The organism is Acinetobacter sp. neg1, assembly GCF_000788125.1.
Classification (GTDB): domain Bacteria; phylum Pseudomonadota; class Gammaproteobacteria; order Pseudomonadales; family Moraxellaceae; genus Acinetobacter; species Acinetobacter vivianii.
Map to the genome: position 1 here is coordinate 1,104,950 of NZ_JSZD01000006.1, position 13,546 is coordinate 1,118,495.

At 40.2% G+C, this 13,546-nt stretch carries 12 protein-coding genes and 1 tRNA gene; 8 read left to right on the top strand and 5 right to left on the bottom strand.

Going from position 1 to position 13,546, the window contains the following annotated elements; genetic code table 11:
• The first annotated feature begins 31 nt into the window (after positions 1-31).
• Both cysS and PJ15_RS06190 read left to right on the top strand, forming a co-directional pair.
• Positions 32-1,453, top strand: coding sequence for a cysteine--tRNA ligase (gene cysS / locus PJ15_RS06185; protein WP_047428978.1), 1,422 nt, complete (start codon positions 32-34; stop codon positions 1,451-1,453).
• A 62-nt stretch (positions 1,454-1,515) separates the two neighbouring features.
• Positions 1,516-1,591: transfer RNA gene (locus PJ15_RS06190), tRNA-Gly, on the top strand.
• A 150-nt stretch (positions 1,592-1,741) separates the two neighbouring features.
• On the opposite strand, the gene PJ15_RS06195 is transcribed toward PJ15_RS06190, so the two are convergent.
• Both PJ15_RS06195 and PJ15_RS06200 read right to left on the bottom strand, forming a co-directional pair.
• Positions 1,742-3,055 carry an MFS transporter gene (locus PJ15_RS06195; RefSeq protein WP_047428980.1) on the bottom strand — a complete coding sequence of 438 codons (1,314 nt, stop codon included), beginning with the start codon at positions 3,053-3,055 and terminating at the stop codon, positions 1,742-1,744.
• Positions 3,056-3,155: 100 nt separating this feature from the next.
• Positions 3,156-4,376 carry an alpha-hydroxy acid oxidase gene (locus PJ15_RS06200; protein WP_047428983.1) on the bottom strand — a complete coding sequence of 407 codons (1,221 nt, stop codon included), beginning with the start codon at positions 4,374-4,376 and terminating at the stop codon, positions 3,156-3,158.
• Between the two features lie 98 nt (positions 4,377-4,474).
• Between PJ15_RS06200 and PJ15_RS06205 the strand changes: the two genes are divergently transcribed.
• From PJ15_RS06205 to PJ15_RS06210, 3 genes are all read left to right on the top strand, one after another.
• Positions 4,475-5,395: a LysR family transcriptional regulator gene (locus tag PJ15_RS06205; protein ID WP_047428985.1), complete on the top strand. Its 921-nt coding sequence runs from the start codon at positions 4,475-4,477 to the stop codon at positions 5,393-5,395.
• Positions 5,396-5,624: 229 nt separating this feature from the next.
• The gene (gene ykgO / locus PJ15_RS18315) at positions 5,625-5,750 is read left to right on the top strand and encodes a type B 50S ribosomal protein L36 (protein ID WP_005231541.1); all 126 of its coding nucleotides are present in this window, start codon (positions 5,625-5,627) and stop codon (positions 5,748-5,750) included.
• Positions 5,751-5,861: 111 nt separating this feature from the next.
• A complete protein-coding gene (locus PJ15_RS06210) occupies positions 5,862-6,338 on the top strand; it encodes a copper resistance protein NlpE (RefSeq protein ID WP_004773621.1) in 477 nt (158 codons plus the stop codon).
• Between the two features lie 97 nt (positions 6,339-6,435).
• Here PJ15_RS06210 and tsf read toward each other — a convergent pair whose 3' ends face one another.
• Positions 6,436-7,311 (bottom strand): translation elongation factor Ts, encoded by an 876-nt coding sequence (tsf, locus tag PJ15_RS06215; RefSeq protein ID WP_004773622.1) that lies wholly within the window; start codon positions 7,309-7,311, stop codon positions 6,436-6,438.
• A gap of 138 nt (positions 7,312-7,449) precedes the next feature.
• Positions 7,450-8,202 (bottom strand): 30S ribosomal protein S2, encoded by a 753-nt coding sequence (gene rpsB / locus PJ15_RS06220; protein WP_004652723.1) that lies wholly within the window; start codon positions 8,200-8,202, stop codon positions 7,450-7,452.
• A 214-nt stretch (positions 8,203-8,416) separates the two neighbouring features.
• Between rpsB and map the strand changes: the two genes are divergently transcribed.
• From map to PJ15_RS06235, 3 genes are all read left to right on the top strand, one after another.
• Positions 8,417-9,241 (top strand): type I methionyl aminopeptidase, encoded by an 825-nt coding sequence (gene map, locus PJ15_RS06225; RefSeq protein ID WP_004773623.1) that lies wholly within the window; start codon positions 8,417-8,419, stop codon positions 9,239-9,241.
• A gap of 204 nt (positions 9,242-9,445) precedes the next feature.
• On the top strand, positions 9,446-10,591 hold the full coding sequence (locus tag PJ15_RS06230; RefSeq protein WP_047428988.1) for an OmpW/AlkL family protein: 1,146 nt from the start codon (positions 9,446-9,448) through the stop codon (positions 10,589-10,591).
• Between the two features lie 155 nt (positions 10,592-10,746).
• Positions 10,747-11,967: an MFS transporter gene (locus PJ15_RS06235; protein WP_413772461.1), complete on the top strand. Its 1,221-nt coding sequence runs from the start codon at positions 10,747-10,749 to the stop codon at positions 11,965-11,967.
• Between the two features lie 329 nt (positions 11,968-12,296).
• Here PJ15_RS06235 and PJ15_RS06240 read toward each other — a convergent pair whose 3' ends face one another.
• Positions 12,297-13,478, bottom strand: coding sequence for a trypsin-like peptidase domain-containing protein (locus PJ15_RS06240; protein WP_004773630.1), 1,182 nt, complete (start codon positions 13,476-13,478; stop codon positions 12,297-12,299).
• Positions 13,479-13,546: the final 68 nt, after the last annotated feature.

Sequence of the window (13,546 nt, forward strand, 5' to 3'; positions counted from 1 at the left end):
AACGATTTTTGTAGAGTGTTTGAAAACCCTTATGCAACCTTTTGTTCTATATAATTCTGAGCAACGTAAAAAAGTTGAATTTGTCCCACGCAAAGAAGGTCAAATTGATATGTATGTGTGTGGTATGACTGTTTATGATTACTGTCATATCGGGCACGCTCGAGTTATGGTTGCATTTGACTACATCATTCGCTTCTTGCGTAGTCAGGGCTGGAAAGTTCGCTATATCCGTAACATCACCGATATTGATGACAAGATCATTGCACGTGCCAATGAAAATGGTGAGAGCATTCAGCAACTCACTACACGTTTTATTAATGCCATGAATGAAGACGCAGCAAACTTGGGCTGTGCTGCACCTGATGAAGCGCCAAAAGCAACTGAATATATTGATCAGATGCAAAGCATGATCAATACCTTGGTTGATAAAGGCGCTGCTTATCCGTCTAGCAATGGCGATGTTTATTTTGAAGTCAGTAAATTCGATAAATATGGTCGTCTATCTGGTCGTAAACTGGAAGACATGCAGGCGGGTGCATCTGAGCGCGTTGATGTTGAAGTTGAAAAGAAACATCCATTTGACTTTGTGCTTTGGAAACATGCCAAAGAAAATGAACCGGCTTGGGCTTCACCTTGGGGCAATGGCCGTCCAGGCTGGCATATTGAATGTTCTGCAATGTCGACTTGCTGTTTGGGCAATCATTTCGATATTCATGGTGGTGGTTCAGATCTGATGTTCCCACACCATGAAAATGAAATCGCGCAAAGTGAAGCATCGACTGGCGAACAATATGTTAATTACTGGATGCATGTGGGCTTCATCAACGTTGATGGCGAGAAAATGTCTAAATCTTTAGGCAACTTCTTCACCATCCGTGATGTGATGGAAAAATTCCATCCAGAAGTGATTCGCTACTTCATCGTGTCATCGCACTACCGTAGTCCAGTCAACTTCTCTGATGTGGCCTTAAAAGAAGCGAAAACAGCACTTAGCCGTTTCTATCACTCTTTTAAAGCCTATCAGCAAGTCTATGGTCAAAAAACCACTGAGACGTTAGAGCAGCACTTTGTTGAGCGTTTTAATAGTGCGATGCGCGACGACTTCAATACTGCTGAAGCAATGGCAGTTCTGTTTGAACTCAATAAGGAACTGAACCGTGCAGTAAAAGAAGAACAAGCTGAACAAGCCACGCTTCTTTACTCTACCCTACGCCATTTAACTGACGTTCTTGGCTTGGTTCAGCATGATGTTGATGACTTCCTCAAATCAGATATTGGTCAGGAAGCACTAGCGCTTTCAGATGCTGAAATTGAAGATTTTATCCAGCAACGTGTCGATGCAAAAAAAGCCAAAGACTTTGCCAAAGCTGATGGTATTCGCCAATCTTTATTGGATCAGGGTGTGGTTTTGGAAGATACACGTCAAGGAACAATCTGGCGACGTGCTGATTAATTCAACACTTAGCATGCCAGAGAGTTGACAGCTGAATGAAACTCTCTATAATGCGTCCTATTGCGGGAATAGCTCAGTTGGTAGAGCATAACCTTGCCAAGGTTGGGGTCGCGAGTTCGAGTCTCGTTTCCCGCTCCAAATTCAAAAAAGCCCTTATCTTTCGATAAGGGCTTTTTTATTTGTTCCTCGTTATAGCATCAGCTTAATTTAATATGATCAGACTCGACCTCATCGTATTCGAATACTCAAATAACATCTCACAACAAACACTTATCAAAACGATTAATATTAATTTTTGTGTTTGGAGAATCGGTAACCCTGATCACATAATGCTGCAATCACAACAAAGACTGCTGCGGCTGCTAAAATAATGATGACACTAGCGGTTGAGTGGGTTGGTGATGCCGCGACCATACTTAAAGCACCCAATGGAGCTAAACCACCCGCAATTGCTGTACCAATTTCTCGACTAGAACTCACACCAGTAGAGCGATTTTCCACTGAAAATTGTCGGCATAAAAATGAGCTTTGTGAAGCAAACATCATCGGAGCCAAAATACCCGTTCCTATCGCAATAGCAATATAAATCAAGATATCTTGACCTGTCTCTAGTAATTTCATAAATGGATAAGCGAATAATAAGGATAAAAGCCCACCCAATATCAGCACTTTCTTACTGCTCCAGTAATCACATAACCACCCAAAGAATGGCACAGTGACAATAGCAACTAAACTAGCGATCGTAATCGATAAAGATGTAACATGCGCCGTAACCTCTTTGAACTGTGTTAAATAAGCTAAAGAGAAAGTTTTAAAAATATAGCTTAAAGCGTTATATCCAATTGCCACAAACAAAACCACTAAAATTCCTTTTAGATTGGCTTTAAGTAAACTTTTAAAAGGATTTTCAGTCTTAACATTTGAATCTTCATTAATTTTTTGTTCAAAATCTGGTGTCTCAGGTAAATTTTTTCTTACCCACACCCCAACAAGCACCAATACAAAGCTTAATAGAAATGGAATACGCCAACCGCCATTTAATAAAAATTCATCTCCATTTAAAGTAAGTAAAAAAATAGTAAGTGAGGATAATAATAAGCCCAAGTTTAAGCCCAATGCAGGCCAAGCGCCTTGACGACCACGTTTTTCATCCGATGCATGCTCATAAGACGTAATCGCAGCCCCAGCAAATTCTGCTCCTGCACCCAGTCCCTGAATAATACGAAAAAAAACTAAAAGTATGGGAGCCCAAATACCAATCGTGTCATAACCTGGAATTAAACCTATACAGACAGTGCATAACCCCATAAGCAAAAAGGTAATATAAAGCATTTTTTTACGACCATAACGATCGCCAAAAAACCCAAAAAATATACCGCCAAATGGTCGAGCAATAAATCCAATTGCGAAGGTTGCAAAGGCAGCTATTGCTGCTGTACTCGGATCAGATTTATCAAAAAAAACTTTACTAAAAACAATAGAGGCCATCGTGGCATATAAGTAAAAGTCATACCATTCCAACATTGAACCAACAATGGTCGCTGTTGCCACTTTCTTTAGGCGTTTGGCTTTTTCTTGTTCTGTTTCATGAACATTTTGCATATTGATAATCCTTTATTTAAGGCGCATGACCCCTATGGCCTATAGTTTCCATCTATAAGACAGGTCACAATTCAAACTGATTATTAAAAGTAAAAACGATCTAATCTGAAGATAAACAATTAATGAGCACACTAGGATTAAGCTCACCACAACGATTAACACCTAACATAGCCATATTACGATCGACTTCATCGCGCAGCAGGTTAATTGCATGCTCAACTCCCATATCGCTTGCTATAGCGGCTGCATAATTAAATGGTCGTCCCACAAACACCATCTTTGCCCCTAAAGCAATCGCTTTGAGCACGTCTGAACCACGTCTAAAACCACTATCAATCATGACTGGATAATCTGAACCTAATGCCTGAACAACATCTGGTAAAATTCGCATAGGTGAAATGGCGCCATCCAGCTGACGACCACCGTGATTAGATAGAATGATGCCATCGGCCCCCATCTCTTTTGCAAGACGTGCATCTTTGACACTTAGCACGCCTTTAATCACTAAATTCCCTTGCCAATATTGACGAATCTGTTTGAAATGCTCCCAATTTAAATGATCTCTTGCAGAAAAATCACGGAGCACATTCGCAGATAAAATTGGCGCACCTCTTGTGGCAAAGGAATTTTCAAAATGAGGCATCCCGTGTTTTAGAAATGTGCGAAAAAAAGTTCCAAATAACCAAGAAAGTCGGGTAAGCCCATCCCAAGCCAAACGCAAACTTGGACGTAATGGCGTCGAAAAACCAGAACGCACATTATTTTCTCTATTTGCAGAGACAGGAATATCTACCGTAATCACCAATGTCTTAAAACCAGCATTCTTTATTCGATCAAGCAATGCCAAAATACGTGGTGTATCTCCAGGAAGATAAGCTTGGAACCATGTATCAGGAGCAGCTTTTGCCACTGTTTCTAAAGGAATTAAGGAGGAACCACTCATAATTGAAACAATATTGGCAGCTTGGGCAGTACGTGCTAAAACGACATCTCCCCGATAAGTTGATAATGCATTTAATCCCATTGGAGCAATTCCAAAGGGTGAATTATAAGTTTTTCCAAAGAGCTCTATTTTTTGATGGCGCTGAGAAACATCTGTTAAGACCTGAGTTATAAAACGATAATCTTTAAAAACTGAACGATTATCCCTAAGGCTCGTATTATCCTCTGCTGCCCCAACAATATAACCAAAGATCGGTCTTGGTAGTTTTTGACGTGCTTTTTCCTCAAAATCCTGTAAACACAAAATATCTTCTAAAACTTTAGGTATCTTCTTGGAGGGCATCTCTCCTCCTTGAACATTCTGCTTATTTGCGTTCATAAATCGCTCATCCATTTCCCATAACCTACTTTATAGTGATAGAGGAATATAAATAAAAGCGATATTATTTAAACAAAGTTATTCGGAAAAATCGAACAATGTCTTCTCCTACCATTAAGCAACTTGAAGCTTTTTACTGGGCAGCAACGTGTGTCAATTTTGCTGTAGCAGCCCAACGTCTCCATATATCCGTTTCATCGTTATCGCAAAGAATTCATGAATTAGAATGTGTTTTAGATCACCAACTTTTTGATCGTAGTGGACATCGAGCCGTTTTAACCGAGGATGGAGAACGCTTATTAAGCATGGCAAGCAAAGTACTTGAAGCGGTCATAACACTACAAACGACATTTACAAATATAAATGACCAAAAGGGGCTAAACGGCAGACTAAAGTTTGGTGTGGGAGAATTATCAGCACTGACATGGCTACCAAAATTTATTGCGATTGCTCAAAAAGAACATCCCCTATTACATTTAGAGCCCTATGTTGATGTGGGTGCAGTACTTGAACGAAAATTAGATGCAGGCGAACTCGATTTTGCAATCATGGCAGGCAGATCATCTAAAAGCAGCATTCTATCTCAGTCTATTATGAAAGCTGATTTTGTATGGATGATCGCCGAACCATTACTCGATCAAACCTCACCTCAAGACTTAATGAGTCTATTAACTCAGCATACGCTCGTCACCCTACCTGCTGGAGCAGGAACAACCCGTATTTTAGATGATTGGCTTTTAACTCAAAATATTCATGAAATTAAGCGCATTACTTGTAATAATTGGAGTGCTGTTGCTGGCATGATTCGAGAAGGTGTTGGTATTGGTTTTTTACCCAAAGGCTGGATGGAAAATGGAGTCGGGACAACACTCATTCAACTTGAAAGTGATCCACCTTTACCATCACTACATTATGCTTTTCAGTGGAGACGTGGAGATATTCGCAATATTATCCCGACCATGCAAACCTTAGTGCGTGAACACATCAATTTTTCACTTAGACCTAATGATATTTTATAAAATCTCCCCCCATTACGGATAAAAAAGGGATATCTACTACCAGTTGATTAATCTATAAAAATTAAAATTCTGCTTATATTTATGTAATTCTAAGGTTATATACGACACAAGAATTATCAATCTAGAAATGAAAGCTTTTACCCCCCTTTAGATTTTTACAACGAGACAAACTTTACACACCCATCTTAATGTAATATTATAACATTACATTAAATTCAGAGAATCAAAAATGAAAGTGTGTTCATCCCTTAAAAGTGCAAAGCGCCGTAGTGCTGATTGTCAGATTGTGAAACGTCGCGGCAAGCTATTTGTCATCTGCAAATCAAATCCTCGCTTCAAAGCAAGACAAGGTTAAACTTGTCTTGCTTTACCAAAGGTTAAACAACCCTTACATTCCCTTACTTCCATTTCTTTTTAAAATCTAATAACTTGGATATCAATACTTTCGAATAAGGTTATATCCAAGATGAAAAAATCAATTATTGCCATTTCTCTAGCGTCTATTTTCCTTGTGGCATGTAACAAGGCTGAAACACCAAAAACTGACGAGCAAACTCCACCAGCAGCGACTACAACAGAAACAACGCATGAAGCTGTTGATAGTGCGCACACAGCGGAAAACTCTCTCGACTGGAATGGTACCTACAAAGGCGTACTTCCATGCGCTGACTGCGAAGGCATTGAGACTGAACTTGAACTAAATCAAGACAAGACCTTTGAGTTAAAAGAAAAATATTTAGGTAAAGGCGATGGTAAAGCATTCGAAAGTAAAGGTAGCTTCGCCTTTGATACTACAAACACATCAGTGATTACATTGGATAAAGCTGGTGATGGCCGTAAATATTTCGTTGCTGAAGGTTATCTAAAAGCTTTAGATACAGAAGGTAAAGAAATTACAGGTGAATTGGCAAGCAAATACGAGCTCAAAAAAGAAGCTGACTAAGCCTTAAATAATTTTTAAAAGCCCATTTATGAAGTGGGCTTTTTTAAAACAATAAAAAAACCCAGTCATAATGACTGGGTTTTTTAGAAGATACGAATTACTTCGCAGCAGCTTGAGCAGCAGCAACTTCTTCTGCAAAGCTCATTTCAGCTTTCTTCTCAATACCTTCACCCACTTCGAAACGAACGAATTGAGCTACAACAGTACCAGTCGCTTTCAATACGTCAGCAACTTTCTTGTCGTTGTCGATAACATACATTTGACGATCAAGAGCAACTTCGTTCAAGTATTTTTCAACTGAACCAGTTACCATTTTCTCAACGATGTTCGCTGGCTTACCAGATTCTAACGCTTTCGCTTCAGCAATTTCTTTCTCTTTAGCGATCAAGTCAGCTGGAACAGCTTCAGCATTTACTGCAACTGGGTTGAACGCAGCAACGTGCATTGCAATACCTTTACCAGTATCAGCATCACCTGTGTAAGATACAACAACACCGATTTTTAAACCGTGCTTGTAAATAGCCAAGTTTTCGCCTTCAACGATTTGAGCGCGACGAACTTGAATGTTTTCACCGATTTTTTGAACAAGTGCAACACGAGCTTCTTCTACAGTCGCACCGTCTTCAAGCTTAAGTTCAGCAATTTTCGCAGCATCAGTTTCGTTTGCAGCAAGTGCAGCAGTAGCAACTTTATCAGAGAAGTTTTTGAAGTTTTCGTCTTTAGCAACGAAGTCAGTTTGACAGTTAACTTCAACAAGGATTGCTTTGTTACCGTTTTGGATGATAGTGATCGCACCATCAGCAGCAATGTTACCTGCTTTTTTAGCAGCTTTTGCTTGACCTGATTTACGAAGGTTATCAATCGCAAGTTCGATGTCACCGTCTGCTTCTGTTAATGCTTTTTTGCATTCCATCATTGCAAGACCAGTACGGTCACGTAATTCTTTTACCATGCTCGCAGTAACTGCAGTCATGTTGATCTCCTAAAATCGGTAGAAAATAAATCTGTTCAACAAAAACGGCCCAAAGAATCTCTGGGCCGTTTGCAATCTCGACGCTTTAATCTGCCACCATTACATGTCGCAAAAATGACAAGCTTGCGTCAAAACGCATTAAGCCTCAGAAGCGTCTTTAGCAGCGTCGTCGCCTTTTGCTTGTGCATTTGCTTGTGATTGAGCATATTCTTTACCAGCAAGAATCGCATCAGCCATAGCAGAAGCATACAAAGTTACTGCACGGATCGCATCGTCGTTACCCGGAATAACGTAATCAACGTTGTCTGGGTTAGAGTTTGTATCAACGATACCGATTACAGGAATACCTAAGTTTTTCGCTTCTTTGATTGCAATCGCTTCGTGATCAACGTCGATTACAAATAATGCGTCAGGTAAACCACCCATGTTTTTAACGCCGCCTAAAGCACGTTCAAGTTTTTCCATCTCACGAGTACGCTCTAAAGCTTCACGTTTAGTAAGCTTAGCAAAAGTACCGTCTTGAGATTGAGTTTGAAGATCTTTTAAACGGTTGATAGATTGGCGAAGTGTTTTCCAGTTCGTCAACATACCACCTAACCAACGGTGATCTACATATGGTTGACCAGCGCGTTGAGCTTGTTCACGGATGATGTTAGAAGCAGCTCGTTTTGTACCAACGAATAATACTTTGTTCTTTTTGCTCGCTAGGTTGTTAACGAAGTTCAAAGCATCATTTAACGCAGGAACAGTGTGCTCAAGGTTAATGATGTGAATTTTGTTACGCGCGCCAAAAATGTATTGACGCATTTTTGGGTTCCAGAAACGAGTTTGGTGACCAAAGTGTGCGCCTGCTTGAAGAAGGTCGCGCATGCTTACGTTGTAATCTGCCATTTTCTTTACCTTAAAGTTTGGGTTAGGCCTCCATATATCCGCATTCTCCACCTATTGCTAGGCACCCAGAGTAATGTGTCGATATATGTGCGGATTTTTTTACGACTATTATTATCAGATAATTTCGTAAAATATATTCACGAAAAGCATTTGATAAAATAGGCGGCTATTTATACCATAGACGCTTGCAAATTACCAAAAGTTTTTAGAGATCATGAATACAACTTATACAGCCCCTCGTCGATTAATCAAAACACCTGAAGAAATTGAAAAGATGCGTGTTGCTGGCAAATTGGCGGCTGAAGTTCTAGACATGATTAAACCGCATATTAAAGCGGGTGTGAGCACACTAGAACTCGATACAATCTGTCGCAATCACATTGAAAATGTACAGCAAGCGATTCCCGCTTGTGTAGGTTACGGCGCAGCGCCAGGTCGTCCTGCTTTCCAACATTCTATTTGTACTTCGGTCAACCATGTAGTTTGTCATGGTATTCCTTCTGAAAATAAAATTTTAAAGAACGGCGATATTCTTAATATCGATGTAACAGTCATTAAAGATGGTTATCACGGTGATACCAACATGATGTATATCGTGGGTGGTGAAACCTCTATTCTTGCAAACCGTTTGTGTTCAGTCGCTCAAGAAGCGATGTATCGCGGCATGGCAACTGTAAAAGACGGCTCATACTTGGGTGATGTCGGTTATGCAATTCAACAATATGTTGAATCTGAGCGTTTCAGTGTTGTCCGTGAATACTGTGGTCATGGTATCGGCAATGTCTTCCATGACGAACCACAAGTTTTGCATTATGGGCAAAAAGGCACGGGTATGCGTCTGGAAGCAGGCATGACCTTTACAATTGAACCAATGGTCAACGCAGGTGTTTGGCAAACCAAGCTTTTAGGCGATAAATGGACAGTTGTCACAAAAGACCACAAATTATCTGCTCAATACGAACATACGATTTTGGTAACAAAAACAGGCATCGAAGTTTTAACTGCACGTCCTGAAGAAGACTTATCTCGTTTTATGTAATTTATTTTGTTTAATTTTTTCAAAAAAAGCTACTTCGGTAGCTTTTTTTATGTCTTCATAATTCCTTCATTAATTTATTTAAATTAAACAAAAAATTTCACAAGCATAACAATTATTTATTTTAACTAAACAAAGCAGATTTAAAAAAGAGTTATCGTGGGCGCAAGAAAAATCCTTACAAACTTTAGGACATGGAGTCCCGAGATGATGAAGAAGTCATTTGCTTGCCTGCTTACAGGCTTATGTACCCTACCAACAATTACTTTCGCAAATTCACCTTATTTCAGTTTAAAAGATGGTGATGGGTTTAAGCGCTTTTCAGTTTCTGCTGGTTGGTTGCATGCCATGCCACAAGGAAATGGTAATCCAATTAATATCAATACTAGCGTAGCTGAAGGAACAAAATCTAAAGTTGGCGATATTACTGTGGACTCAGTTCTTGGTGCTGTAGATCAATCCACTGCGGATGGTAAGAAAAAACACGATACCTTAGAAAAACTGGTAAATAATCCATTGACAAAACCACTCATTACACATGAAGGTTCTGATGGAAAAAGATATTTAAACGGTGAGGTTGCTGGTGAAGCGACTATTAATGGCCTATCTAATTGGCAAGCCCAAGGAACGGGATTAACCGCCGATAATGTTGATACGCTAGGCATAATGGCAAATTATTTCTTTACCGATAATATTTCACTTGAAGTTAAAGCAGGCATCCCGCCAAAAGTTGATATCAAAGGCGAAGGACAAATTTACGCGCCTTTAACGGGTACAGATACACCAGGGAAAGTTGCGGGAATCATTGATGCTGGATTAATTATTGGAGGTGATTTACCTCTTAAAAAAGATATTCCTATTACCAATCTATCACAAAGTAAAAAAGCTGCTTCAGCAACTGCATGGTTACCAGCTGCAGAAATTCATTATCAATTTGGTAAATCAGGCGTTAATAAATTCAGACCTTACATTGGCGTAGGTGTCATGTATGCTCATTTCACCCATTTAAAACTCGATGGAAATGTGAGCAATGATTTAGTCGCTGCTGGTCATATGATCCAGAATGTACTCGACAACAAAGCAGGCGCTGCACTTGATGGCAAGACCTCCTCAGCCAACCCTAAAATTAAAGTTGAAGCAGATGATGCATGGGCACCAATGGCGACTCTAGGTGCGACTTATGATTTTAATCCAAACTGGTTTGCTGTAGGTTCTGTCACATATGCACCAATGAGTAGCGATGCAAAAATCACTATTTCAGACTCCAATACAGGTAAAGAGTTGATTCGTGCCAATACCAAAATTGATATCGACCCATTAATCACCTATGTCGGTGTCGGCTATCGTTTCTAAGCATCTTCGCTCATAAAAAAGCAGCAATCCCAGCTGCTTTTTTATTTCCTGACATTTTTTAATGGGAAACAACTTGTTCCAACGAATAGAACTCTAATCGCTTTTTAGAATCGAAATATAAACAGAAGTATTTTAAAATACTTTTCACTTATTCTATGATCATAACAACAATGTCAAACCAACAATTTTCGAAACAGTTGATTTATATGTTGATCGGAAGTGCACTAATCCTTGCACTTTCTCTCGGCGTACGTCATGGCTTTGGCTTGTACCTTGTCCCAATGAGTGATGCATTTGGCTGGGGACATCATATTTTTAGTTTTGCCATCGCCTTACAAAATCTGATTTGGGGTGCAGCACAGCCCTTCACAGGCGCAATTGCAGATAAATATGGCACCAAGAAAGTAGTTGCAGCAGGTGGTTTACTCTATGCCATCGGCTTGATCATGATGGCATTTAGCTCGACAGGATTGTTGCTTAATCTCAGTTTGGGGCTTGTGATTGGATTAGCCTTATCGGCAACGTCATTTACCGTGCTGCTTTCAGCCGTAGGTCGTGCGGCCCCGCCAGAAAAACGCAGTATGGTGATGGGGATTGCCAGTGCCGCCGGTTCATTCGGTCAATTTATCATGTTGCCATCAACCTTGCTGCTACTTAAAAGCATTGGCTGGTCCTCCGCACTCCTCGTCAGTGCATTCGCGATTGCATTCATTGTTCCTTTGGCATGGTTATTAAAATCCCCTACTTCGATGGCACCGAAAGCACTGAATCAACCCAGTCTCGGCTTTAAACAGGTTTTAGAAATTGCCAGCAAGCACAAACCTTTTTGGTGGTTATCCTTAGGTTTTCTGGTTTGTGGTTTCCAAGTGGTATTTCTAGGTGTGCATTTACCGGGTTATTTGATCGATCATGGCTTTGATGCCACCACAGGCACCATATTCTTGGCACTGGTTGGTCTATTTAATATTGTTGGGACCTATGGAGCTGGCTGGTTAGGTGATCGTTATTCAAAACCTAAACTGCTGATGTTACTGTACGGCCTACGTGGTATCGCAATCATTGCCTTCCTGTTATTACCACTCAGTGTATTTACCGTTTATAGCTTTGGTATCATCATGGGATTGTTATGGCTTTCAACCGTACCATTAACCAATGGTATTGTTGCCAATATGTTTGGGGTAAAATACTTATCAATGTTGAGCGGCATTGTGTTTTTTACCCATCAAATCGGTTCATTCTTTGGTGGCTGGTTAGGTGGTGTCAATCATGATCTCGCAGGCAACTACAATATGATCTGGCTTGCCTGTTTGCTGTTAAGTGCTTTTGGTGTGGTGATTCATCTTTTCGTGAATGAAGAGGCTGTTATTCATGACTAATATTGAACGAAATTTTAAAATTTTACTGATTGGATGTGTGCTTTGTTTAATCAGTATTTCAATCTTGATCTGGTTTCAAACACCTGATCTGTTTGAATATTTCAATCAAGCCTTCTGTGCACACTAAACAAGTATGTCAGTGTTTTACACTTGTCATCTAATGATCAAAAAATTGTCATAAAAAGATAAAAATTGAATGGTTTAATGAAAAATAAAAAAACTACAAAACGCAAAAAGCTTGCTGACCTCATCGTCAGCAAGCTTTTTTATTGTACCTACAAAAAGGGCCACTTTAAGCGACCCTGATTGGATAGAAATCATCAATTTTATTACTGATGTTTCGGCAACGGAATATATTGAGATTGTGCATTTTGCTGGACTTTACGCTCGCCCACTTTCACCTGTAAGGTTTGCTGCTTCCCTTCACGCTCAACAACCACATCGATCAAGCTTCCTGGATCTTGCAAAGCCACATAGTTGATTAAATGTGAAGCGGAAGAAATCTGCTCATTATTGACTTGAATAATCTTGTCACCACGTTTAATTCCAGCTACGTCTGAAGGCCCTTCACGCAATACATCAGCAACTGTGACACCAATCGGTTTAGCAGCCAAGACATCTTCATCGAGATTATTTGGGATTAAACTAATGCCTAACCAGCCACGAACTACACGACCATCTTTCAGAATTGAATTAAGAACTTGTTGACAAACTTTCGCAGGAATCGCAAAACCAATCCCCAATGAACCACCTGACTGAGAGAAGATCGCTGTATTAACACCAATCAGATTCCCCGCCACATCAATCAATGCACCACCAGAGTTACCCGGGTTAATTGCTGCATCGGTTTGAATAAAGTCTTCATAGGTATTGATTCCCAAGTCAGAACGGCCCGTCGCTGAGATGATCCCTTGAGTTACGGTTTGACCAACACCAAATGGATTACCAATCGCGAGCACCACGTCCCCCACTTCGTTACCACTCAATTTGAACGGTAAAACTGGCAATTTATCTAACTCGATCTTGATCACAGCCAAATCCGTATCAGGATCTGTACCAATCACTTTCGCTTCAGCACGGCGACCATCATGTAACGCCACCACAATATGTTCAGCCTGAGCAATCACGTGATTATTTGTGAGGATATAACCATCTGCACGTACAATCACCCCTGAACCCAAACTGTTTTCATTTTGAGGCTGTTGCGGCACTTGATTGCCAAAGAACTCGCGAAATACAGGATCATTCAATAATGGATGATTCATCTGTTTTACTTTCTGCGTGGTAAAAATATTCACCACGGCAGGCGCAGCCACTTTGACCGCAGCACTATAGGAAACCACCCCACCTGCACGTGATGTATCAATGAGAGGCTCAACCTTTTCTGCTGGCATTTTTACCCCATCAGCCGCAACAGTTGGTTTCGGTTGATGTGATTTCTGCCAAGCCAGAAAACTAAATATAACAAGAATGAGTAATACCCAAGGTAACCATGTAAATGCACGGCGCACGTCTATTATCCTCTAGGCGAAATTATGTTATGAACGTAATTTATTGAAGAACTGGAAGTTTCCACTAT

Excerpts from the sequence above, each read along its gene's own strand:
- cysS (WP_047428978.1), top strand. The coding sequence starts at position 32 with ATGCAACCTTTTGTTCTATATAATTCTGAGCAACGTAAAAAAGTTGAA.
- PJ15_RS06195 (WP_047428980.1), bottom strand. The coding sequence starts at position 3,055 with ATGCAAAATGTTCATGAAACAGAACAAGAAAAAGCCAAACGCCTAAAG.
- PJ15_RS06200 (WP_047428983.1), bottom strand. The coding sequence starts at position 4,376 with ATGAACGCAAATAAGCAGAATGTTCAAGGAGGAGAGATGCCCTCCAAG.
- PJ15_RS06205 (WP_047428985.1), top strand. The coding sequence starts at position 4,475 with ATGTCTTCTCCTACCATTAAGCAACTTGAAGCTTTTTACTGGGCAGCA.
- ykgO (WP_005231541.1), top strand. The coding sequence starts at position 5,625 with ATGAAAGTGTGTTCATCCCTTAAAAGTGCAAAGCGCCGTAGTGCTGAT.
- PJ15_RS06210 (WP_004773621.1), top strand. The coding sequence starts at position 5,862 with ATGAAAAAATCAATTATTGCCATTTCTCTAGCGTCTATTTTCCTTGTG.
- tsf (WP_004773622.1), bottom strand. The coding sequence starts at position 7,311 with ATGACTGCAGTTACTGCGAGCATGGTAAAAGAATTACGTGACCGTACT.
- rpsB (WP_004652723.1), bottom strand. The coding sequence starts at position 8,202 with ATGGCAGATTACAACGTAAGCATGCGCGACCTTCTTCAAGCAGGCGCA.
- map (WP_004773623.1), top strand. The coding sequence starts at position 8,417 with ATGAATACAACTTATACAGCCCCTCGTCGATTAATCAAAACACCTGAA.
- PJ15_RS06230 (WP_047428988.1), top strand. The coding sequence starts at position 9,446 with ATGATGAAGAAGTCATTTGCTTGCCTGCTTACAGGCTTATGTACCCTA.
- PJ15_RS06235 (WP_413772461.1), top strand. The coding sequence starts at position 10,747 with ATGATCATAACAACAATGTCAAACCAACAATTTTCGAAACAGTTGATT.